Origin of the sequence: Frigoribacterium sp. ACAM 257, assembly GCF_007954365.1 — a bacterium.
In the GTDB taxonomy this organism is placed as follows: domain Bacteria; phylum Actinomycetota; class Actinomycetes; order Actinomycetales; family Microbacteriaceae; genus Frigoribacterium.
Window position 1 is genome coordinate 114,611 of the sequence record NZ_VOLO01000002.1, and the last position, 17,603, is coordinate 132,213.

16 protein-coding genes are annotated in these 17,603 nt (G+C 72.8%); 15 read left to right on the top strand and 1 reads right to left on the bottom strand.

What is annotated here, in order from left to right; all coding sequences use genetic code 11:
* The first annotated feature begins 72 nt into the window (after positions 1–72).
* From folP to ES689_RS06940, 14 genes are all read left to right on the top strand, one after another.
* A complete protein-coding gene (folP, locus tag ES689_RS15845) occupies positions 73–1,740 on the top strand; it encodes a dihydropteroate synthase (protein WP_223269458.1) in 1,668 nt (555 codons plus the stop codon).
* On the top strand, positions 1,737–2,186 hold the full coding sequence (gene folB / locus ES689_RS06880) for a dihydroneopterin aldolase (RefSeq protein WP_223269459.1): 450 nt from the start codon (positions 1,737–1,739) through the stop codon (positions 2,184–2,186). Before folP ends, folB begins: the two co-directional genes overlap by 4 nt.
* Complete coding sequence (folK, locus tag ES689_RS06885; protein WP_146902256.1) at positions 2,183–2,803, top strand: 2-amino-4-hydroxy-6-hydroxymethyldihydropteridine diphosphokinase; 621 nt, start codon at positions 2,183–2,185, stop codon at positions 2,801–2,803. Before folB ends, folK begins: the two co-directional genes overlap by 4 nt.
* Positions 2,800–3,270 (top strand): DUF3180 domain-containing protein, encoded by a 471-nt coding sequence (locus ES689_RS06890; RefSeq protein WP_146902259.1) that lies wholly within the window; start codon positions 2,800–2,802, stop codon positions 3,268–3,270. The genes folK and ES689_RS06890 overlap by 4 nt, the downstream gene beginning before the upstream one ends.
* A 69-nt stretch (positions 3,271–3,339) precedes the next feature.
* Complete coding sequence (locus tag ES689_RS06895) at positions 3,340–3,819, top strand: PH domain-containing protein (protein WP_146902262.1); 480 nt, start codon at positions 3,340–3,342, stop codon at positions 3,817–3,819.
* A gap of 89 nt (positions 3,820–3,908) precedes the next feature.
* The gene (locus tag ES689_RS06900; RefSeq protein ID WP_223269460.1) at positions 3,909–5,681 is read left to right on the top strand and encodes a PH domain-containing protein; all 1,773 of its coding nucleotides are present in this window, start codon (positions 3,909–3,911) and stop codon (positions 5,679–5,681) included.
* Positions 5,678–6,442, top strand: coding sequence for a Rossmann-like and DUF2520 domain-containing protein (locus tag ES689_RS06905; RefSeq protein ID WP_146902265.1), 765 nt, complete (start codon positions 5,678–5,680; stop codon positions 6,440–6,442). Before ES689_RS06900 ends, ES689_RS06905 begins: the two co-directional genes overlap by 4 nt.
* 94 nt (positions 6,443–6,536) lie before the next feature.
* Positions 6,537–8,075, top strand: coding sequence for a lysine--tRNA ligase (gene lysS, locus ES689_RS06910; protein ID WP_146902268.1), 1,539 nt, complete (start codon positions 6,537–6,539; stop codon positions 8,073–8,075).
* A 99-nt stretch (positions 8,076–8,174) separates the two neighbouring features.
* Complete coding sequence (locus ES689_RS06915) at positions 8,175–9,125, top strand: hypothetical protein (protein ID WP_146902271.1); 951 nt, start codon at positions 8,175–8,177, stop codon at positions 9,123–9,125.
* Positions 9,122–9,475 carry a GntR family transcriptional regulator gene (locus ES689_RS06920; RefSeq protein ID WP_146902274.1) on the top strand — a complete coding sequence of 118 codons (354 nt, stop codon included), beginning with the start codon at positions 9,122–9,124 and terminating at the stop codon, positions 9,473–9,475. The genes ES689_RS06915 and ES689_RS06920 overlap by 4 nt, the downstream gene beginning before the upstream one ends.
* 121 nt (positions 9,476–9,596) lie before the next feature.
* Positions 9,597–9,797: a hypothetical protein gene (locus ES689_RS06925; RefSeq protein ID WP_146902277.1), complete on the top strand. Its 201-nt coding sequence runs from the start codon at positions 9,597–9,599 to the stop codon at positions 9,795–9,797.
* A gap of 359 nt (positions 9,798–10,156) precedes the next feature.
* Complete coding sequence (locus ES689_RS06930) at positions 10,157–11,182, top strand: sigma-70 family RNA polymerase sigma factor (RefSeq protein ID WP_146902280.1); 1,026 nt, start codon at positions 10,157–10,159, stop codon at positions 11,180–11,182.
* A gap of 923 nt (positions 11,183–12,105) precedes the next feature.
* Complete coding sequence (locus tag ES689_RS06935) at positions 12,106–12,438, top strand: hypothetical protein (RefSeq protein ID WP_146902283.1); 333 nt, start codon at positions 12,106–12,108, stop codon at positions 12,436–12,438.
* A gap of 298 nt (positions 12,439–12,736) precedes the next feature.
* On the top strand, positions 12,737–13,660 hold the full coding sequence (locus ES689_RS06940; RefSeq protein ID WP_223269461.1) for a serine protein kinase RIO: 924 nt from the start codon (positions 12,737–12,739) through the stop codon (positions 13,658–13,660).
* Between the two features lie 138 nt (positions 13,661–13,798).
* Here ES689_RS06940 and ES689_RS06945 read toward each other — a convergent pair whose 3' ends face one another.
* Positions 13,799–14,806: an NAD(+)/NADH kinase gene (locus ES689_RS06945; RefSeq protein ID WP_146902286.1), complete on the bottom strand. Its 1,008-nt coding sequence runs from the start codon at positions 14,804–14,806 to the stop codon at positions 13,799–13,801.
* A gap of 265 nt (positions 14,807–15,071) precedes the next feature.
* Here ES689_RS06945 and ES689_RS06950 point away from each other — a divergent pair, with 265 nt between their 5' ends.
* Positions 15,072–17,561, top strand: coding sequence for an ATP-dependent Clp protease ATP-binding subunit (locus ES689_RS06950; RefSeq protein ID WP_146902288.1), 2,490 nt, complete (start codon positions 15,072–15,074; stop codon positions 17,559–17,561).
* Positions 17,562–17,603: the final 42 nt, after the last annotated feature.

Genomic DNA, 17,603 nt, shown 5'->3' on the forward strand with positions numbered 1-17,603 from the left:
GCGGCGCGCGACCTTCGCCCGGATCGGTAGCCTTGCCTCTCGACCCGTGGACCCGATCGGAGGAACCGCCCCGTGACCGACTCGCCGTCCGACGGTGCCCGCCGCTCTCCGTCCCACGGGTCCGAGCCACGTGCCTGGAAGCGCCCGCGCGGCCGTGAGCGGTACCCCGACCCGGTCGTCGTCGACGCGCCTCCTCCGGCCAGCGCCCCGGCCGCCGGGGCCGAGCGTCGCCTCGCCCTCTCGCTCGACGAGCGAGCAGCGGTGAGACCGCCCGCGCAGCTGCCGCCGGTGACGCACACCCCGGCGACGCAGTCGCAGCAGCGACAGCAGCAACAGCACCCGCCCGTGCCGACGCCCCCCACGGGTGCGCGACCGGGCGTGCCCCCGGCTGTCGCGCCGCGGGCCTCGACCTCGCCGGCGGCGACCGGTGCATCCGCTCCGACGGCCGCCTCCGGCCACGTCGGTCGACGCCTCGTGGTCGGCGGTCGCTACGACGGCCCGCTCCCCGGCGGTGACGCGACACGCACGCGGTCCGGCTCGCACGCGGCGCCCGGCCTCGTCGACGCGCCGGCCCGCGAGGTCGACGAGCCCGGCCGGCCCCCTCGCGAACGCACCCGTGTCGCCTCGCACGCCGCGCCTCCCGAGGACCGGGCCGAGCTGCTCCGGCTCGAGGCCGACGACGTCGCCGCCGCTGCGGCTGCGGCCGCCGAACCCGCCCCCGCTGCCGACGCCGGTGCGGGCCCGCAGCCGGCCCCCGCCGTCTCCGGCCCCCGGGCTCGTCGACGGGCACGCGGCCGCACCGACGAGGCAGACCCGCGCGACGTCGCGACGCGGGCGATCCCCGTCCAGCGGCCTGCCGCCTTCGTGCGTCCGACCGGCACGGCGCGCGACGACCACGGTGCCGTCACGGTCTCGCGGACGCTCGTCATGGGCATCCTCAACGTCACGCCGGACTCGTTCAGCGACGGCGGTCGCTACGTCGGCCTCGACGACGCCCTCCGCCACGCGCGCGACCTCGTCTCCGCCGGGGCCGACATCGTCGACGTCGGCGGCGAGTCCACCCGGCCCGGCGCGCGCCGCGTCGACCCGGTCGAGGAGCAGCGCCGCGTGCTGCCCGTCGTCCGGGAGCTCGCGTCCGAGGGCATCCGGCTGAGCATCGACACGATGAACGCCGCCACCGCCTTCGCCGCCGTCGACGCGGGCGCCGACGTCATCAACGACGTCTCGGGCGGCCTCGCCGACCGCTACATGGCCCAGGTCGCCGCCGACACGGGGCGGACGTTCGTCGCCATGCACTGGCGGGGCCACCTCGCCGACGCGACCGCGGGCATGCGCGGCGACGACGTGCCGGGCCAGGTGCGCGACGAGCTGCGCCGAAGGGTCGACGACCTCGTGGGCGCGGGCGTGGACCGCGACCAGATCGTGCTCGACCCCGGCCTCGGCTTCTCGAAGGACGCCGACCAGAACTGGGAGGTGCTCGCGAGCCTGCACGAGCTCGGCCGGCTGGGCCACCCGATGGTGATCGGGGCCTCGCGCAAGCGGTTCCTCGGCGACCTGCTGCCGGACGGCGCCGAGCCTCGTGACCGCGACGCCGCCACGGCCGTCATCAGCGTGCTCGCCGCGCAGGCGGGCGTCTGGGCCGTTCGGGTGCACGACGCCGCGTCGACACGGGCGGCCCTCGACGTCTGGCAGGCGTGGCAGCGCGGTTCGGGCCCGACCCGCTCGGCGAGGCACGCGTGAGCGCGTCGAGCGACGGCGCGTCGAGCGGCGGCGCCGCGAGCGACGGTCGCATGTCGGCCGGCGCGCCCCGCACGACCGCGGTCGGCCTCGACGTGCTCCGGCTGCTCGGCGTCCGTGCCACGGGCCACCACGGCGTCTTCGACCACGAGCGGCGCGACGGGCAGGAGTTCGTCATCGACGCCGTCGTGCACCTCGACACGACCTCGGCTGCGGACGACGACGACCTCGAGCAGACGGTGCACTACGGCGTGCTCGCCGAGCAGCTGGTGGCCGCGGTCGAGCGCGACCCCGTCGACCTGATCGAGACCCTGGCCGAGCGCCTCGCGGCCCTCGTGCTGAGCCACCCCGCCGCCGCGCGGGTCGAGCTGACCGTGCACAAGCCGAGCGCCCCCATCACGGTGCCCTTCGGGGACGTGTCGATCACCGTCGTGCGGGAGCGCGCGTGAGCGGCGAAGCCGCCGGCGCCCCTGGCAGCGCACCCGTCGTGCGCCGCGGCGTGGTCGCGCTGGGCTCGAACCTGGGCGATCGCGACGAGCTGCTGCGCGACGCCGTCGTCGCGCTGGCGGCGACCCCGGGCGTCAGCGTGACCGCCGCCTCCTCGCCGGTGTCGTCGGTCGCCGTCACGCTCGCCGGCCCGGACGAGAGCAAGCCGACCTACCTCAACGCCGTCGCGCTCGTCGAGACGACGCTCGAGCCCCTGGCGCTGCTCGACGCCCTGCAGGCGATCGAGAACGACCACGGCCGGGTGCGCGACGAGCGGTGGGGCGACCGCACCCTAGACCTCGACGTCGTCGTGCTCGGCGACCTCGTGCTCGACACCGATCGCCTCACGCTGCCGCATCCCCGTGCCCACGAGCGCGCCTTCGTGCTCGAGCCGTGGCTGCAGGTCGACGAGGAGGCGCGGCTCGGCTCGCAGGGACGCGTCGCGGACCTGCTCGCCGCGCTGCCCGACCGCACCCGGCCCGTGCCCGGGGCGACCGGCCTGCTCGAGCCGGCCGGCGCCTCCTCGGCTCTCGACTCCGGCCCTGACGGCGACCCGGACGCGGCGGGAGGCGCCCTGTGAGGCACACCCGTCCCGCGACGCTGATCGGCCTCGCCCTCGTGGCCCTCGTCGCCGGCTTCGTGATCGACGCCGCGCTCGTCTCGTCCGGCCAGCCCTCGATCGTGCCGTCGATCGTGCTGGGCCTCGTGCTGCTCGTGATCGGGGGGATCGTCGTGACGATGGCCCTGCCGGTGCGCCGCGTCGCCAAGGGCACGCAGAAGGAGCGCATCGACCCCTACTACGCCACCCGGGTGCTCCTGCTCGCGAAGGCCAGCAGCCTGGCCGGCGCGCTCTTCGCGGGAGCGAGCGGAGGGGTCCTCGCGTTCATGACGACACGCGGCGTGGACGTGGCGATAGGCTCCGTGGTGCCCACGATCGTCTCCGTCGTGGGGGGCCTCGGCCTCCTCGCGGCCGGGGTCGTCGCCGAGCACATGTGCACGGTGCCGCCCGGGGACGACGAGGGCGGACCAGGAGCCCAAGCGGCCTGACCGCAGGCCGACGGCCCCGCCGACAGCACTGCTGCAGGTCGACCCGCAGCCGACCCGGAGGAACGCGCCATGGACCGACTCGACGTGGCGGAGCCCGCCTGGACCGGCATCTCGCCCAAGTACGTCTGGCCCGAGCTCGTGGGCTGGCTCGTCACGGGGCTGATCGCCGCCGCGGCCACGACGCCGCTCTGGTTCATCGGCGCCTGGTGGTGCTACGTGATCACCGCGGCGGTCGTGGTCGTCACGATCGTCGTCATGGCCTTCGTGCCCCGACGCGTCCGCTCGATCCGCTACCAGCTGCGTGAGGACGACCTCCTCGTCCGTCGCGGCATCCTGTACCTGCGCCTCGTCGCCGTGCCGTACGGCCGCATGCAGCTCATCGACATCAACCGCGGCCCGGTGGTGCGGGCCCTCGGGCTCAGCGACCTGAAGTTCGTCACGGCGGCCGCGTCGTCGGGCGTGACGATCCCGGGCCTGCCGGAGGCGGAGGCCGACTCCCTGCGCGACCGCCTCGTCGAGCTCGCCGAGTCGCGCCGGGCGGGGCTGTGAGCGGGCCGCTGCCGGGGGAGGGAGCGCCGCCTCCTGCGGACCGACCCAGCCCTGCCGGTGCCTCCGGGCCTGCGGGTGCGCCTGCCGAGGTGGCCGAGCTGACCGACGGCGAGTGGCACCGCCTGCACCCCGCGACGCCCCTGCTCAAGGGCGGCATCGCGCTGATCGTCGTGCTGGGCATCATCGTCAACAACGCCCGCGAGTGGGTCGTCGGCCTGTTCGTGCCGGGCGGCCGCCGCCCCGACGGCGACGGCGAGGGCGACCCCTTCGGCTACGTCGTCGAGCACGGGTTCCTCGGGTTCGTCCTGCTCGGCGTGCTCGTCGTGATCGCCGTGCTCGTGCTCGTCTTCTGGCTGTCGTGGCGGATGAACACCTTCCGCGTCACCGAGGAGGTCGTCGAGGTGCGGAGCGGCGTCGTCTTCCGCACGGACCGGCGCGCTCGACTCGACCGGGTGCAGGGGATCAACATCCAGCGTCCGGTGCTGGCGCGCGTCTTCGGCGCGGCGAAGCTCGAGGTGAGCCAGGCGGGCGACGACGCGAACGTGTCGCTCGCGTACCTGCGCTCGGCGGCTGCCGACGACCTGCGGCGCGAGATCCTGCGGCGCGCGTCGGGCGTGCAGCGGTCCGCCGTCGACGGGGTGCAGGCGGTGCCCGCGGCCGGTCGGCCCACTCCGGGCCAGGCCGCGACCGGCCAGGCCGCGCCCACGGATTCCCGCCAGCGCTTCGTCGGCCTCGTCGAGCAGCGCGCCCAGGACTTCCTCTCCGACGGCCTCGACCCGCAGGAGGCGCCCCCCGAGTCGGTCGTCAAGGTGGACGTCGGCCGCCTGGTCGGGTCGGTCCTGCTCAGCGGGTACACGCTGTTCCTCGTCGCCGCCGCGATCGCCGTGGTGGTCAGCGTGCGGCTGACGGGCGAGTTCTTCCTGCTCTTCGCCCTGCTGCCCGCCGTGCTCGGCTCGAGCGGGTACTACGTCAACCGGGTCACGAAGTCGCTGCGGTACAGCATCTCGTCGTCCCGCGACGGCATCCGCATCGGCTACGGGCTGTTCTCGACGACGAACGAGACCCTGCCGCCGGGACGCATCCACTCGGTCAAGGTGAGCCAGCCCCTGCTCTGGCGGCCGTTCGGCTGGTGGCAGATCAGCATCAACCGGGCGTCGCGGTCGTCGACCGACGGCTCGGGCCAGCAGGGCAACTCGACGCTGCTGCCCGTCGGCGACGAGGCCGACGTGCGGCGCGTGCTCGAGCTCGTGCTGCCCGAGCTGGTCGGCGTGGCCGCCGCCGAGGTGCAGGCCGAGCAGGCTGCCGAGGTGCAGGTCGAGCTCGCTGAGCCCGCCGAGCCCGCCGAGCCCGCCGCGGGTGCCCATCCCGCCGAGCCCGCTGAGTCCGCTGAGCCGCCGGCGCCGGCGCGCGCCGTCGTGGACGAGCACGCCTCGCACACCCTCTCCCTCGTCGAGGACGGCCTGACCTCGAAGGGCAGCGAGGGCGGCTTCACGACCTCGCCCCGTCGGGCGGCCGTGCTGCGCTGGTTCTCGTGGCGCCGCAACGGGTTCCGGACGGCTCCCGGCGCCCTGCTGCTCCGCAAGGGAGCGATCTGGCGCGAGCTCGTCGTCGTGCCCCTGCCCCGGATGCAGAGCGTCGGCCTCTCGCAGGGCCCGCTGCTGCGTCGACTGCGGCTCGCCGCCGTGCACCTGCACACCGTCCAGGGGCCGATCGTCGCGACGATCGGGGCGCTCGACCAGGACGACGCGATGCGCTTCTTCGAGGGCGCCGCGCGGGACGCGGTGACCTCGGCCCGAGCCGACCGCACCCACCGCTGGGCCGCCTCCTCGGCCGACGCACCTCGAGAGGAGCCGCGCCCGTGAGCCCCCAGCAGAGCGGCCGCCTCGGCGTCGGCATCATCGGCGCCGGCCACGTCGGGCCGGTGCTCGGCGCCGCCCTGGCCGCCGCCGGGCACGCGATCGTCGGCATCTCGGCCGTGTCCGAGCGCAGCCTCGACCGGGCGGAGGCGATCCTGCCGGGAGTGCCCGTGCTGACGGTCCCCGAGATCGTCGAGCGGAGCGAGCTCGTGCTCGTCGCGGTGCCCGACGACCAGCTCGCCGACCTCGTGCAGGGCCTCGCCGCGACCGGCGTCTGGCAGCCGGGGCAGCTCGTCGTGCACACCTCGGCGGCGCACGGCCTCGAGGTGCTGCGCCCGGCGCTCGCCGCGGGTGCCATCCCGCTCGCGATCCACCCCGCACTCACGTTCACGGGCACGACGATCGACCTCGTCCGGCTCCGTGAGGCGTGGTGCGCCGTGACGGCGCCCGGTCCGGTGCAGCCGATCGGCCAGGCGCTCGTCGTCGAGATGGGCGCCGAGCCCGTCCTCGTGAGCGAGGCCGACCGGCCGCGCTACGCCGAGGCGGTCGCGACCGCCACCGAGTTCTCCGCCGCGATCGTCACGCAGTCCGTGTCGATGCTGGCCGAGCTCGGCGTGCCCGAGCCGGGCCGGCTCATCGCACCCCTCGTCCGCTCGGCGATGGACAGGGCCCTCGGCGTCGCCGGCGGCTCGAGCGGCCCCGGTACCATCGACATGGCGGCGTTCGACGACCCGCCGTCGCCGTTCGGCGGGGGCCACGGCGCCTGACGGCCGGGCGTCCTGCGCTCGCGCCACGCGCCTCCTCGCTTCTTCCTCGTCTCTTCCCTCCGTCCCCACACCACCCCGTTGGAGCCCCCTGCACATGACCGACGCGCCCGAGTCCACCACCCCCTCCGACGACGCGGCAGCCGTGGCGGCCGCCGCGGCCGAGGCGGCACGCGAGGCCTCGGAGCAGAAGCAGGTGCGGCTCGAGAAGCGCCTCCGCCTGCTCGAGACCGGGCGCGACGCGTACCCGGTCGGCGTGCCGGTGACGGACACGATCCCCGCCGTGCGGGCACGTCACGCCGAGCTCGAGGCGGGCGCGGAGACGGGCGAGGTGGTCGGCCTGGCCGGCCGTGTCGTGCACGCGCGCAACACCGGCAAGCTCTGCTTCGCGGCGCTCCAGGCCGGTGACGGCTCGCGCATCCAGGCGATGGTGTCGCTCGCCGAGGTGGGCGACGAGTCGCTGGCCGAGTGGAAGGACTTCGTCGACCTCGGCGACCACGTCTTCGTCAAGGGCCAGGTCATCTCGTCGCGGCGCGGCGAGCTGTCGATCATGGTGAGCGAGTGGGCGATCGCGTCGAAGGCGATCCTGCCGTTGCCGAACCTGCACGGCGAGCTCAGCGAAGAGACCCGGGTGCGTCAGCGCTACCTCGACCTGATCGTCCGCGACCAGGCCCGTGCCACGGTGCGCGCCCGCGCCGCCGCCGTCTCGTCGCTGCGCCGCACCTTCGACCAGCACGAGTACCTCGAGGTCGAGACCCCGATGCTCCAGACGATGCACGGCGGCGCGGCGGCGCGTCCGTTCCAGACGCACAGCAACGCGTTCGACACCGAGCTGTTCCTCCGCATCGCGCCCGAGCTGTTCCTCAAGCGCGCCGTCGTCGGCGGCATCGACCGCGTCTTCGAGATCAACCGCAACTTCCGCAACGAGGGCGCGGACTCGACGCACTCGCCCGAGTTCGCGATGGTCGAGGCGTACCAGGCCTACGGCGACTACGAGCAGATGGCCCGGCTCACCCAGCAGCTCGTGCAGGAGGCGGCCCTCGCGGTCGCGGGGACCCACGTCGTCACGCTCGCCGACGGCACCGAGTACGACCTCGGCGGCGAGTGGGCCCGAGTGCCCATGTACGAGTCCCTCAGCGAGGCCGCCGGCGTCGAGGTGACGCCGCTGACGACCGTGTCCGAGCTGCAGCGCCTCGCCGAGACCGTCGACCTGGTCGTGCCGCACGAGACCCACGGCAAGCTCGTCGAAGAACTGTGGGAGCACTTCGTCAAGCCGTCCCTCGACCGGCCCACCTTCGTCGTCGACTTCCCGGTCGACACGAGCCCGCTCGTGCGGCAGCACCGGTCGAAGCCCGGCGTCGTCGAGAAGTGGGACCTCTACGTCCGCGGCTTCGAGCTCGCGACGGCCTACTCGGAGCTCGTCGACCCCGTCGTGCAGCGCGAGCGCTTCGTCGAGCAGGCTGCCCTCTCGGCGCGGGGAGACGTCGAGGCGATGCGCCTCGACGAGGACTTCCTCCGCGCGCTCGAGCACGGCATGCCGCCGAGCGGAGGCATGGGCATGGGCATCGACCGCCTCCTCATGGCGATCACCGGCCTCGGCATCCGCGAGACGATCCTCTTCCCGCTCGTGAAGTAGGGGCACAGCGCGCCGCGGCGAGGTCCGGGGCGCTCTTGACCACTCGAGTCTGTGTCAGTACATTGGTACGAACTTGATACAGAAACCCGGGAGGGCACCATGTTCTGGATCTACCTGCTGCTCGTCGCGGCGCTGGTCACCATCGCCGTCGACGCGGCATCGCCCCGTCGGCACGGGGCACAGCTCGCGAAGCTCGCCGCCCGCATGAACCTCCCGGTGACCCCCGAGGTCGAGCCGCTCGTCCGCGCCCGGCTCCGCCGCCGCGCCTGGGGCGTGGGACTCGGCGGCGGCGTGGTCGTCGCGGCGGCGCTCACGGCCGGGCTGCTGTCGCCCGAGCTGCGGCAGTCGCCCCTCGCGGCGGCGGCCGTGCTCGTCGCGGGCTTCGCGGGCACGGGCGTCGGCGCGGCGGTGGCCGCCACCGGCTCGGTGCCCCGTCCCGCCGCCGATGCGGTCCGCGTCGCCCGGACCGCACCTCCTCGTGTCGCGGACTACGTCGGCCCGCCCGAGCTGCTCGGCGCGCGCCTCGTCGTGGGCCTGGCACTCGTCGCCGTCGTCGTCGGCGGTGTGGTCGCCGTCACGGGCCTCGGCGGCGCCCTCCCTCCGATCGCTCTCGTCGACTGGGTCACGGGCATCCCCGGGGTGACCGCCCTCGTCGCCGTGGTCGGGCTCGTCGCGACCGAGGCGGCCATGAGGCGCCTCGTCGACCGGGGGCAGCCGGCCGTGTCCGAGCTCGACCTCGCCTGGGACGACGCGCTCCGGTCGATGGCGCTGCGCGACCTCGTGACGGCTCCCGTCGTCCTCGGCTTCGTCGGCCTCACCGGCACCCTGACCGTCCTCGGCGACGCGGCGGGCGGCGGTGGCCCCGGGTCCGTCGGCAACATGGTCGTGGGGGTCCTCGGGCTCGGCGTGGTCGTGCTGCTCACGCTCGCGGCCGGGGTCGTGATCTGGGCCCTCGCGACGAAGCCGCACCTCCACTGGTGGCGACGCCTGTGGGAGCCGCGCCGCCCCTCCGTCGTCGGCCCCGCCGGCGCTTCGGGGAGCCGACCGTGATCGTCATCGACCAGCGTTCGTCGGTGCCGCCCTTCGAGCAGCTCCGGCAGCAGCTCCTCGCGGCGATCGGCTCGGGCGAGGTGGCGGCCGGCGCCCGGCTGCCCACCGTGCGGCGGTTCGCAGAGGACCTCGGCATCGCGCCCGGCACCGTCGCCCGCACCTACCGCGAGCTGGAGCAGGCGGACGTGCTCGAGACCCGCGGCCGGCACGGCACGTTCGTGACCGCCGGCGGCGCCGAGGCCGAGGCGCGGTCCGCCGCGGCCGAGTTCGTGGCGCGGCTGCGCCGCCTCGGGGTGGACGCGGCGACGGCGCGGGGGCTCGTCGACGCCGCCTTCGACGCGTCGGCCTGAGGGCAGCGGGCCGTCCTGCAGGAGGTGCGGGGCGCCTCCTGCAGTGCGGCTGCGGCGCGAGGTGGTTCGGCCTCGACGCATCCCCAGGTGCGCAGGGGCCGGCAGCGCTTATCCTCGACGCATGCCAGAGACCTTCTTGGGAGCCGCGATCTTCGCCGTGACGCCGACGATCCTCGTGGGCCTGATCTTCTGGTTCGTCGTGCGCTCGCTGCTGCGGGCCGACCGGACCGAGCGGTCCGCCTACGCGAAGATCGAGGCAGAAGAGCGCGAGCGAGCCAAGGCGCTCGAGCGCGGCGAGGCCGGCTCGACCCGCTCCTCCTGAGCGTCTCTGCACGCCCGTCGACATCGTCGGCGGGCGTCTGCTGTACCCCGGGGCAGAGGAGCACGCGGCGCGGGGGACGACCCTGTCCCCCGATCAGGGTCGTCATCTGAACGAGAGGGCGGGCACTGTACCCCAGGACCCGAATCTGCGCCCTACACCCGATGGCGGTGCACGTCAAAGCCTGGTGTCTCTCGTCCCCCGAAAGGCTCGAAACCCTGTACGCGCGCACAGAACTGCCTAACGAAGGCCCGGAGCGACTTCTGCCGGGACCCTGCCTCGCGCCAGACTCGTACCAACGCCGAAGAGCTTCACGAACTATTCGACATGACACCAGTCAGACCTCGAGCAGGGAGAGAACGATGACGATCACATCCGTCACCACGCGCACCACCACCACAGACACCACCGACGAGCCCGAGGTCGAGGTCCTGTCCCAGGTCCGCGGTGCGTCCACCGACCAGGTCGGGGACTACCTCCGCCACATCGGCCGCATGCCGCTGCTGGACGCCGCAGAAGAGACCGAGATCGCACGTCGCATCGAGGTCGGCCTGTTCGCCGGCGAGAAGCTCAAGGAGCTCCAGGCCGCCGACGCCGTCAAGAAGAACCGCACCAAGGCGCACGCCGAGACGATGCGCGACCTCCGCTGGCTGCAGCACGACGGCGAGCGTGCCAAGGACCGCATGATCACGGCGAACCTCCGCCTGGTCGTCAGCATCGCGAAGCGCTACACGCAGCGCGGCCTCCCCTTCATGGACGTCATCCAGGAGGGCAACCTCGGCCTCGTCCGCGCCGTCGAGAAGTTCGACTACACGCAGGGCTACAAGTTCTCGACCTACGCCACCTGGTGGATCCGCCAGGCGATCGCCCGTGGCCTCGCCGACAAGGCGCGCGCCATCCGGATCCCCGTGCACACGGTCGAGCGCATCAACCGCATCTCGCGGGCCGAGCGCGACCTCACCGTCGACCTGGGCCGTGCGCCGACCGTCGACGAGGTGGCCGAGGAGGTTGCCATGGAGGTCGCCGACCTGGTCGAGCTCAAGTCGCGCTCGCACGAGCCCGTCTCGATCCACACCGTCGTCGGCGACGCCGAGGACAGCGAGCTGGGCGACTTCATCGAGGACGAGGAGACGCCGTCCCCCACGGCCGCGACCGAGAACGCCCTGCTGAACCGCGACATGCACGCCCTCGTCGCGACGCTGCCCGAGGACGAGGCACGCGTGATCCGCATGCGCTTCGGCCTGGACGACGACCAGCCCATGACCCTCGACGAGATCTCGAAGCGCGTGCACAGCTCGCGCCAGGCCGTCTCGCGCGTCGAGAGCCGTGCCCGCCTCCGCATGTTCGCCAAGGCCGTCAGCCAGGACCTGCAGCTCTACCTGCAGTAGGTCCCCTCTCTCTGCGGTGCCCGAGGGCCGCCTCCCCGTTCACCGGTGGAGGCGGCCCTCGCTCGTCCCCACCCCTGTGTGGTCCCAATTCGGCCCTCATCTCCTCGTGAACAACGAGATGTGACCCCAGGGCGGCCCGGCATGCCGGCTCACCTGGCATCTCCCCTCAGGTGGTCCCAATTTGGCCCCGCCAGCCGCAGCAAGGACGAGAACGGACCACTCGACGTCAGGCGGAGAACCCTCCACACCCCAGGAGGCGTGCGTCGTCCCCACAGGACGCCCACGTTCCCGGGCCACCCGCCCTGCATCGCCCCGATGCTCGTCGCATGCCCCGCGTCGATCTACCTCCGTCGTTGTCCGCCCGGCCCTTCTCCGTGGCGGAGGCACTCCACGCGGGGCTCGGTCGGGAGCGACTCCGGGGCCGGGACCTGTTCCGTCCACACCACGGAGTCCGGGCGCCCCTCCGAGCGGCTTCGGCAAGTCACGTCCAGGACGTGGCTCGGCTGTTCCTGCCTGCGATGCGACCAGGATGGTGCTTCTCCCACGTCACCGCACTCGCCATCTGGGGCCTGCCGCTCCCTTCGTTTCCTGTCCTCAGCGACGCGTCTGGACCGACCCTGTTGCACGTCTCCGTCTCGGCAGGGCGCGGTCCTCGGCGGGAAGGCATCGTCGGACATCGCGGACTCGGCGTCGACACGGCTCGGACCCTCAGGGACCTTCCCGTCGTCGACCCGTTGACGGCGTTCGTGCAGGCAGCTTCGCAGGTGCCTCTGGACGCTCTCGTGGCGGTCGGCGACGCCCTCTGCGGTTCGTGGTCGCCGTGGCCGGAGGCGCGGGAGCGAGCACGGACCGACATCGAGGAGCACCTGGCCGCCTGCGGTCGGGCACGTGGGATCGGATCGGCCCGACGAGCGCTCACGCACGTGCGCATCGGCGTCGAGTCCCCGAAGGAGACAGAACTTCGCCTCCTCCTCGTCCGAGCAGGACTCCCCGAGCCCGAGATCAACACCAAGACCTATGACGGGGCCGGTCGCTACCTCGGCAAGCCCGACCTCCGCTACCCGGACGAGCGGGTCTCGATCGAGTACGAGGGCGACGAGCACCGACGCGACCCGGAACGATGGCGCCGCGACATCCGCCGACGGGAGCGCTTCGCGGACGCGGGCTGGCGGACGATCCGAGTCACGGATGCCGACCTGCGGGGGGCGTCTGCACGCGAGCTCGTCGGTCGGGTCCGGCGTGTCCTCTCTGGCTGACGACTCCGTCGAGTGGTCTCGTTCTGTCCTTCGCCGCCGCCGGAACGACTGTTCGTGACCACTCTGCCCGTGGCGAGAGAGGGGAAGAGAGGAGGGGGTGGTGGGGGAGGCGCGGCGGCGGTACCGTGGGCGCGGACGAGCGAGCGCACACCAGCGCACGCCGCAGGAGCTGCACGAGAGGGGTGATGAGAATGGCCGACGTCATCGCGATCGCGAACCCCCCTCACACCCGGGTCGTCGTCTAGACGCTGCGCCTCGCGCGAGCGCCGGTGAGCGGCCCCCTCCTCAGGAGAACCGCTTGTCCTCTCACGCCGACGACTCCGTCGTCCCGCTGCACAGCTCGACCCCCACCTCCTCGACCCCCACCTCCTCGTCCCCTTTCCCGGCCGACTTCGTCGTCCCTGCCTTCAGCACCGCCGAGCCCGACGACGGCCAGCGCTGGTCGACCTGGCCCGCGGCCACGCCGACCGAGCGCGGCCCTCGTCCGTGGCCGGGCTGGCTCGTCACCTCGGCAGCCGCCGTCGACACCGAGCTCGGCGTCGTCAAGTCGGGCAAGGAGGCGGACCTGTTCCTCATCGACCGCACCGTGCCCGACGACGTCGAGCTCGGCCCCCTCGACGGCGGCCGCAGCGCGCTGCTCGCCGCGAAGCGCTACCGGGGGCCCGAGCAGAGCGACTTCCACCGCTCCGCCCAGTACCGGGAAGGCCGTCGAACCCGCAACACCCGCGACGGTCGCGCCATGGCGCGGGGCTCCTCCCACGGTCGCCGGGTGCAGGCGGGCCTCTGGGCGGCCGGGGAGTTCGACGCGCTCGGGCGGATGCACGCTCTCGGCCTGCCGGTGCCGTACCCGGTGCAGATCTCGGACACGGAGGTGCTGATGGAGTTCATCGGCGACGGCACGGCAGCCGCACCTCGCCTGGCGCAGACGCGGGCCGACGGTGCCGACCTCTGGCCGTTGTACGAGCAGGTCGCCGAGATCGTGCTCGTCCTCGCGCGCGCCGGCTTCGCCCACGGCGACCTCAGTGCCTACAACCTGCTCGTGCACGAGGGGCGCGTCGTCGTCATCGACGTCCCCCAGCTGGTCGACGTGGCGAGCAATCCCCAGGGCGCCGAGCTGCTCGAGCGCGACTGCCGCAACGTCTGCGACTGGTTCGCCCGCCGCGGCTTCGAGCGGTCGCACGACCACCTCTTCGCCGAGGCGCTGGGCGAGGTCTTCGGCTAGGCCGCCGCCGTGGTGAACCGTCGAGAAGCGCTGCGGCAGCCGTACCCGGCGACAGTTCGTGACGGTTCGCCGAGGCCGAGGCCGAGGCCGAGGCCGGAACCGGAGGAGGCGGACGTCGCGGAGACGAGGAGGCGCCCGTCAGTCGGTCGCCGAGGTGGGCGAGAGCACCTCGGTCGCCTCGGCGCCGGCCGCCCCGCGACGGTGCGCGGTGCGCGCCTTGAACTTCGCGCGGACGTCGCTCGGCACGAGCTCGAGCAGCTGGTCCTCACGGAGCGGCAGGTCGAGCAGGCTGAGCTTCAGGCGGCCCTTGGTGGCGTGGCGCCCCGCATCGAGACGGATCACCTGGCCGGCGTCGGGCCGCAGCGTCATCGACACCACGCAGCCGTCGCTCACGTCGGCGACGACACGGCCGTCGACCTCGAGCGCCGCCGAGTGCGTGCCGCTGCCGATCTGGAACCGCAGCTGCTCGAGCGGGCCGAGCACCACCGAGCGGTCGATCCCCGACATCGGCGCGACGGGGGTGATCAGCGTCGCCGCGACCGCCGGCGACAGGATCGGCCCGCCCGCGGCGTAGTTGTAGGCGGTCGAGCCGGCGCTGGTCGCCACGACGACGGCGTCCGCCTTGTAGTAGCCGTACGGGGTGCCGTCGAGGACGAGGTCGGCCGTGACCACGCCCTCGCCCGGCCGACGCGCCATCGACACGTCGTTGAAGGCGAGGAACCGGTTCTCGGTGCCCGACGCGGTGTGCACGACCTCGACGGCGTGGTGCGGCTCGAGCGAGAAGTCCTCGGCGGCGAGGCGCTCGAGGGCGGCGGGCAGCTCGTGCGGCTCGACCTCGACCAGGAACCCGACGTTGCCGTAGTTCACGCCGAGCACGGGCACCGGACGATCGGAGACGAGCCGCATGGCGCCGAGCATCGTGCCGTCGCCGCCGAGGGCCACGACGACGTCGACCGTGTCGCGGAACTCCTGCTCGCCGATCAGCTCGACGCCGCCCTGCATGCGCGACTCGTCGGCCACCTGCGCGACGAGGCGGACGTGGCCGCCGGCGGCGTCGCCGCGCTGCTTCCAGCCGCAGAGGATGTCGACGGAGTCGCGGACCGACTTGGTGGGGTGCGGCACGAGACCGACGACGAGGTTGCCCATGGGGCGAGGCTAGCCCGCGCCCCTGTCGCCCGGCTGACGCGGTCGACCGGACCCGCGCCTCCTGCGCTCGGCCCCGTGCCCGAGCCTGCCGAGGCGACCCGCGCCTCCTCGGCTGTCCCCCTGGTTCACAGGCTGTCACGCCCCCAGCGAACAGGGATGACCTGCGGGGGAGGCGCTGGTTACGCTCTCCGTAGACCGGCGCCGAATGAGGGTGCCGACCGCGTACTGGTGGCGACGACCACCCCGCCACCGAGGGAGTCAAGAGATGTTCGAGAGATTCACCGACCGTGCCCGTCGCGTCGTCGTCCTCGCCCAAGAAGAGGCGAAGATGCTGAACCACAACTACATCGGCACCGAGCACATCCTGCTCGGGCTGATCCACGAGGGCGAGGGCGTCGCCGCCAAGGCCCTCGAGTCGCTGGGCATCTCGCTCGACGCCGTGCGCGAGCAGGTCCAGGACATCATCGGCCAGGGTCAGCAGCAGCCCACGGGCCACATCCCCTTCACGCCCCGTGCGAAGAAGGTCCTCGAGCTGAGCCTGCGCGAGGCGCTGCAGCTCGGCCACAACTACATCGGCACCGAGCACATCCTGCTCGGCCTGATCCGCGAGGGCGAGGGCGTCGCCGCCCAGGTCCTCGTGAAGCTCGGCGCCGACCTCAACCGCGTCCGCCAGCAGGTCATCCAGCTCCTCTCGGGATACCAGGGCAAGGAGGCGGTGGCCGTCGGAGGCGAGCAGCAGCAGAGCGCGCAGGGCGGCAGCCAGGTCCTCGACCAGTTCGGCCGCAACCTCACGCAGGCCGCGCGCGACAACAAGCTCGACCCGGTCATCGGCCGCGAGAAGGAGATGGAGCGGGTCATGCAGATCCTCTCCCGCCGCTCGAAGAACAACCCCGTGCTGATCGGCGAGCCCGGCGTCGGCAAGACCGCCGTCGTCGAGGGCCTCGCGCAGGCCATCGTCAAGGGCGAGGTGCCCGAGACGCTGAAGGACAAGCAGCTCTACTCGCTCGACCTCGGCTCGCTCATCGCCGGCAGCCGCTACCGCGGTGACTTCGAGGAGCGCCTGAAGAAGGTCACCAAGGAGATCCGCACCCGCGGAGACATCATCGTCTTCATCGACGAGATCCACACCCTCGTCGGCGCGGGTGCCGCCGAGGGCGCCATCGACGCCGCGTCGATCCTCAAGCCCCTGCTGGCCCGAGGCGAGCTGCAGACGATCGGCGCCACCACGCTCGACGAGTACCGCAAGCACTTCGAGAAGGACGCCGCCCTCGAGCGACGCTTCCAGTCGGTGCAGGTCAACGAGCCGTCGCTGCCCCACACCATCAACATCCTCAAGGGCCTGCGCGACAAGTACGAGGCGTTCCACAAGGTCTCGATCACCGACGGCGCCATCGTGTCGGCGGCGAACCTGGCCGACCGCTACGTCAGCGACCGGTTCCTGCCCGACAAGGCCATCGACCTGATCGACGAGGCCGGCGCCCGCCTGCGCCTCTCGATCCTCTCGGCGCCGCCCGAGCTGCGCGAGTTCGACGAGCGCATCGCCGGCGTCCGTGCCCAGAAGGAGGGCGCGATCGAGGACCAGGACTTCGAGAAGGCCGCCTCGCTGCGCGACGAGGAGAAGAAGCTGCTCGGCGAGCGTCTCCGTCTCGAGAAGCAGTGGCGCTCAGGCGAGGCCGGAGCCGGCGGAACCGTCGACGAGGGCATCATCGCCGAGGTGCTGGCCCAGGCGACCGGCATCCCCGTCTTCAAGCTCACCGAGGAGGAGACCTCGCGTCTCGTCTTCATGGAGCAGGCCCTGCACCAGCGCGTCATCGGCCAGGAGGAGGCCATCGCGGCCCTGTCCAAGACCATCCGCCGCACGCGGGCCGGCCTCAAGGACCCGAACCGCCCCTCCGGGTCGTTCATCTTCGCCGGCCCCACCGGCGTCGGCAAGACCGAGCTGGCCAAGGCGCTCGCCGAGTTCCTCTTCGACGACGAAGGCGCGCTGATCAGCCTCGACATGTCGGAGTTCGGCGAGAAGCACACCGTCTCGCGGCTCTTCGGTGCCCCTCCCGGGTTCGTCGGCTTCGAGGAGGGCGGCCAGCTCACCGAGAAGGTGCGTCGCAAGCCGTTCTCCGTGGTGCTCTTCGACGAGATCGAGAAGGCCCACCCGGACATCTTCAACTCGCTGCTGCAGGTGCTCGAAGAAGGACGTCTCACCGACGGCCAGGGCCGAGTGGTCGACTTCAAGAACACGGTCATCATCATGACGACCAACCTGGGCTCGAAGGGCATCGCCGGCGGCCCCGTCGGCTTCCAGATCGAGGGCGACACCGCGACCGGCTACGACCGCATGCGCGCCAAGGTCAACGAAGAGCTGAAGAAGCACTTCAAGCCCGAGTTCCTCAACCGCGTGGACGACACCATCGTGTTCCCGCAGCTGTCGAACCCCGAGCTGCTGCAGATCGTCGACCTGTTCATCAAGCGCCTGAGCGACCGTCTGCTCGACCGCGACATGACGGCCATGCTGACGGTGCCCGCCAAGGAGCAGCTCATCAAGATCGGGTTCGACCCGGCCCTGGGCGCTCGCCCGCTGCGTCGTGCGATCCAGCACGAGGTGGAGGACCGCCTGTCCGAGCGCATCCTCACGGGCGACCTGACGGCCGGCGACCACGTGCTGGTCGACTGGGTCGACGGCGAGTTCGTCTTCACGACGACCCGCCAGCCGGGCCGCGACGAGGTGCTCGTCGGCGACGTGCCCGAGATCGAGAGCTAGGCGAGAGCCCGCTCGACGGGAGCGTCAGCTCCCCGTGATCCG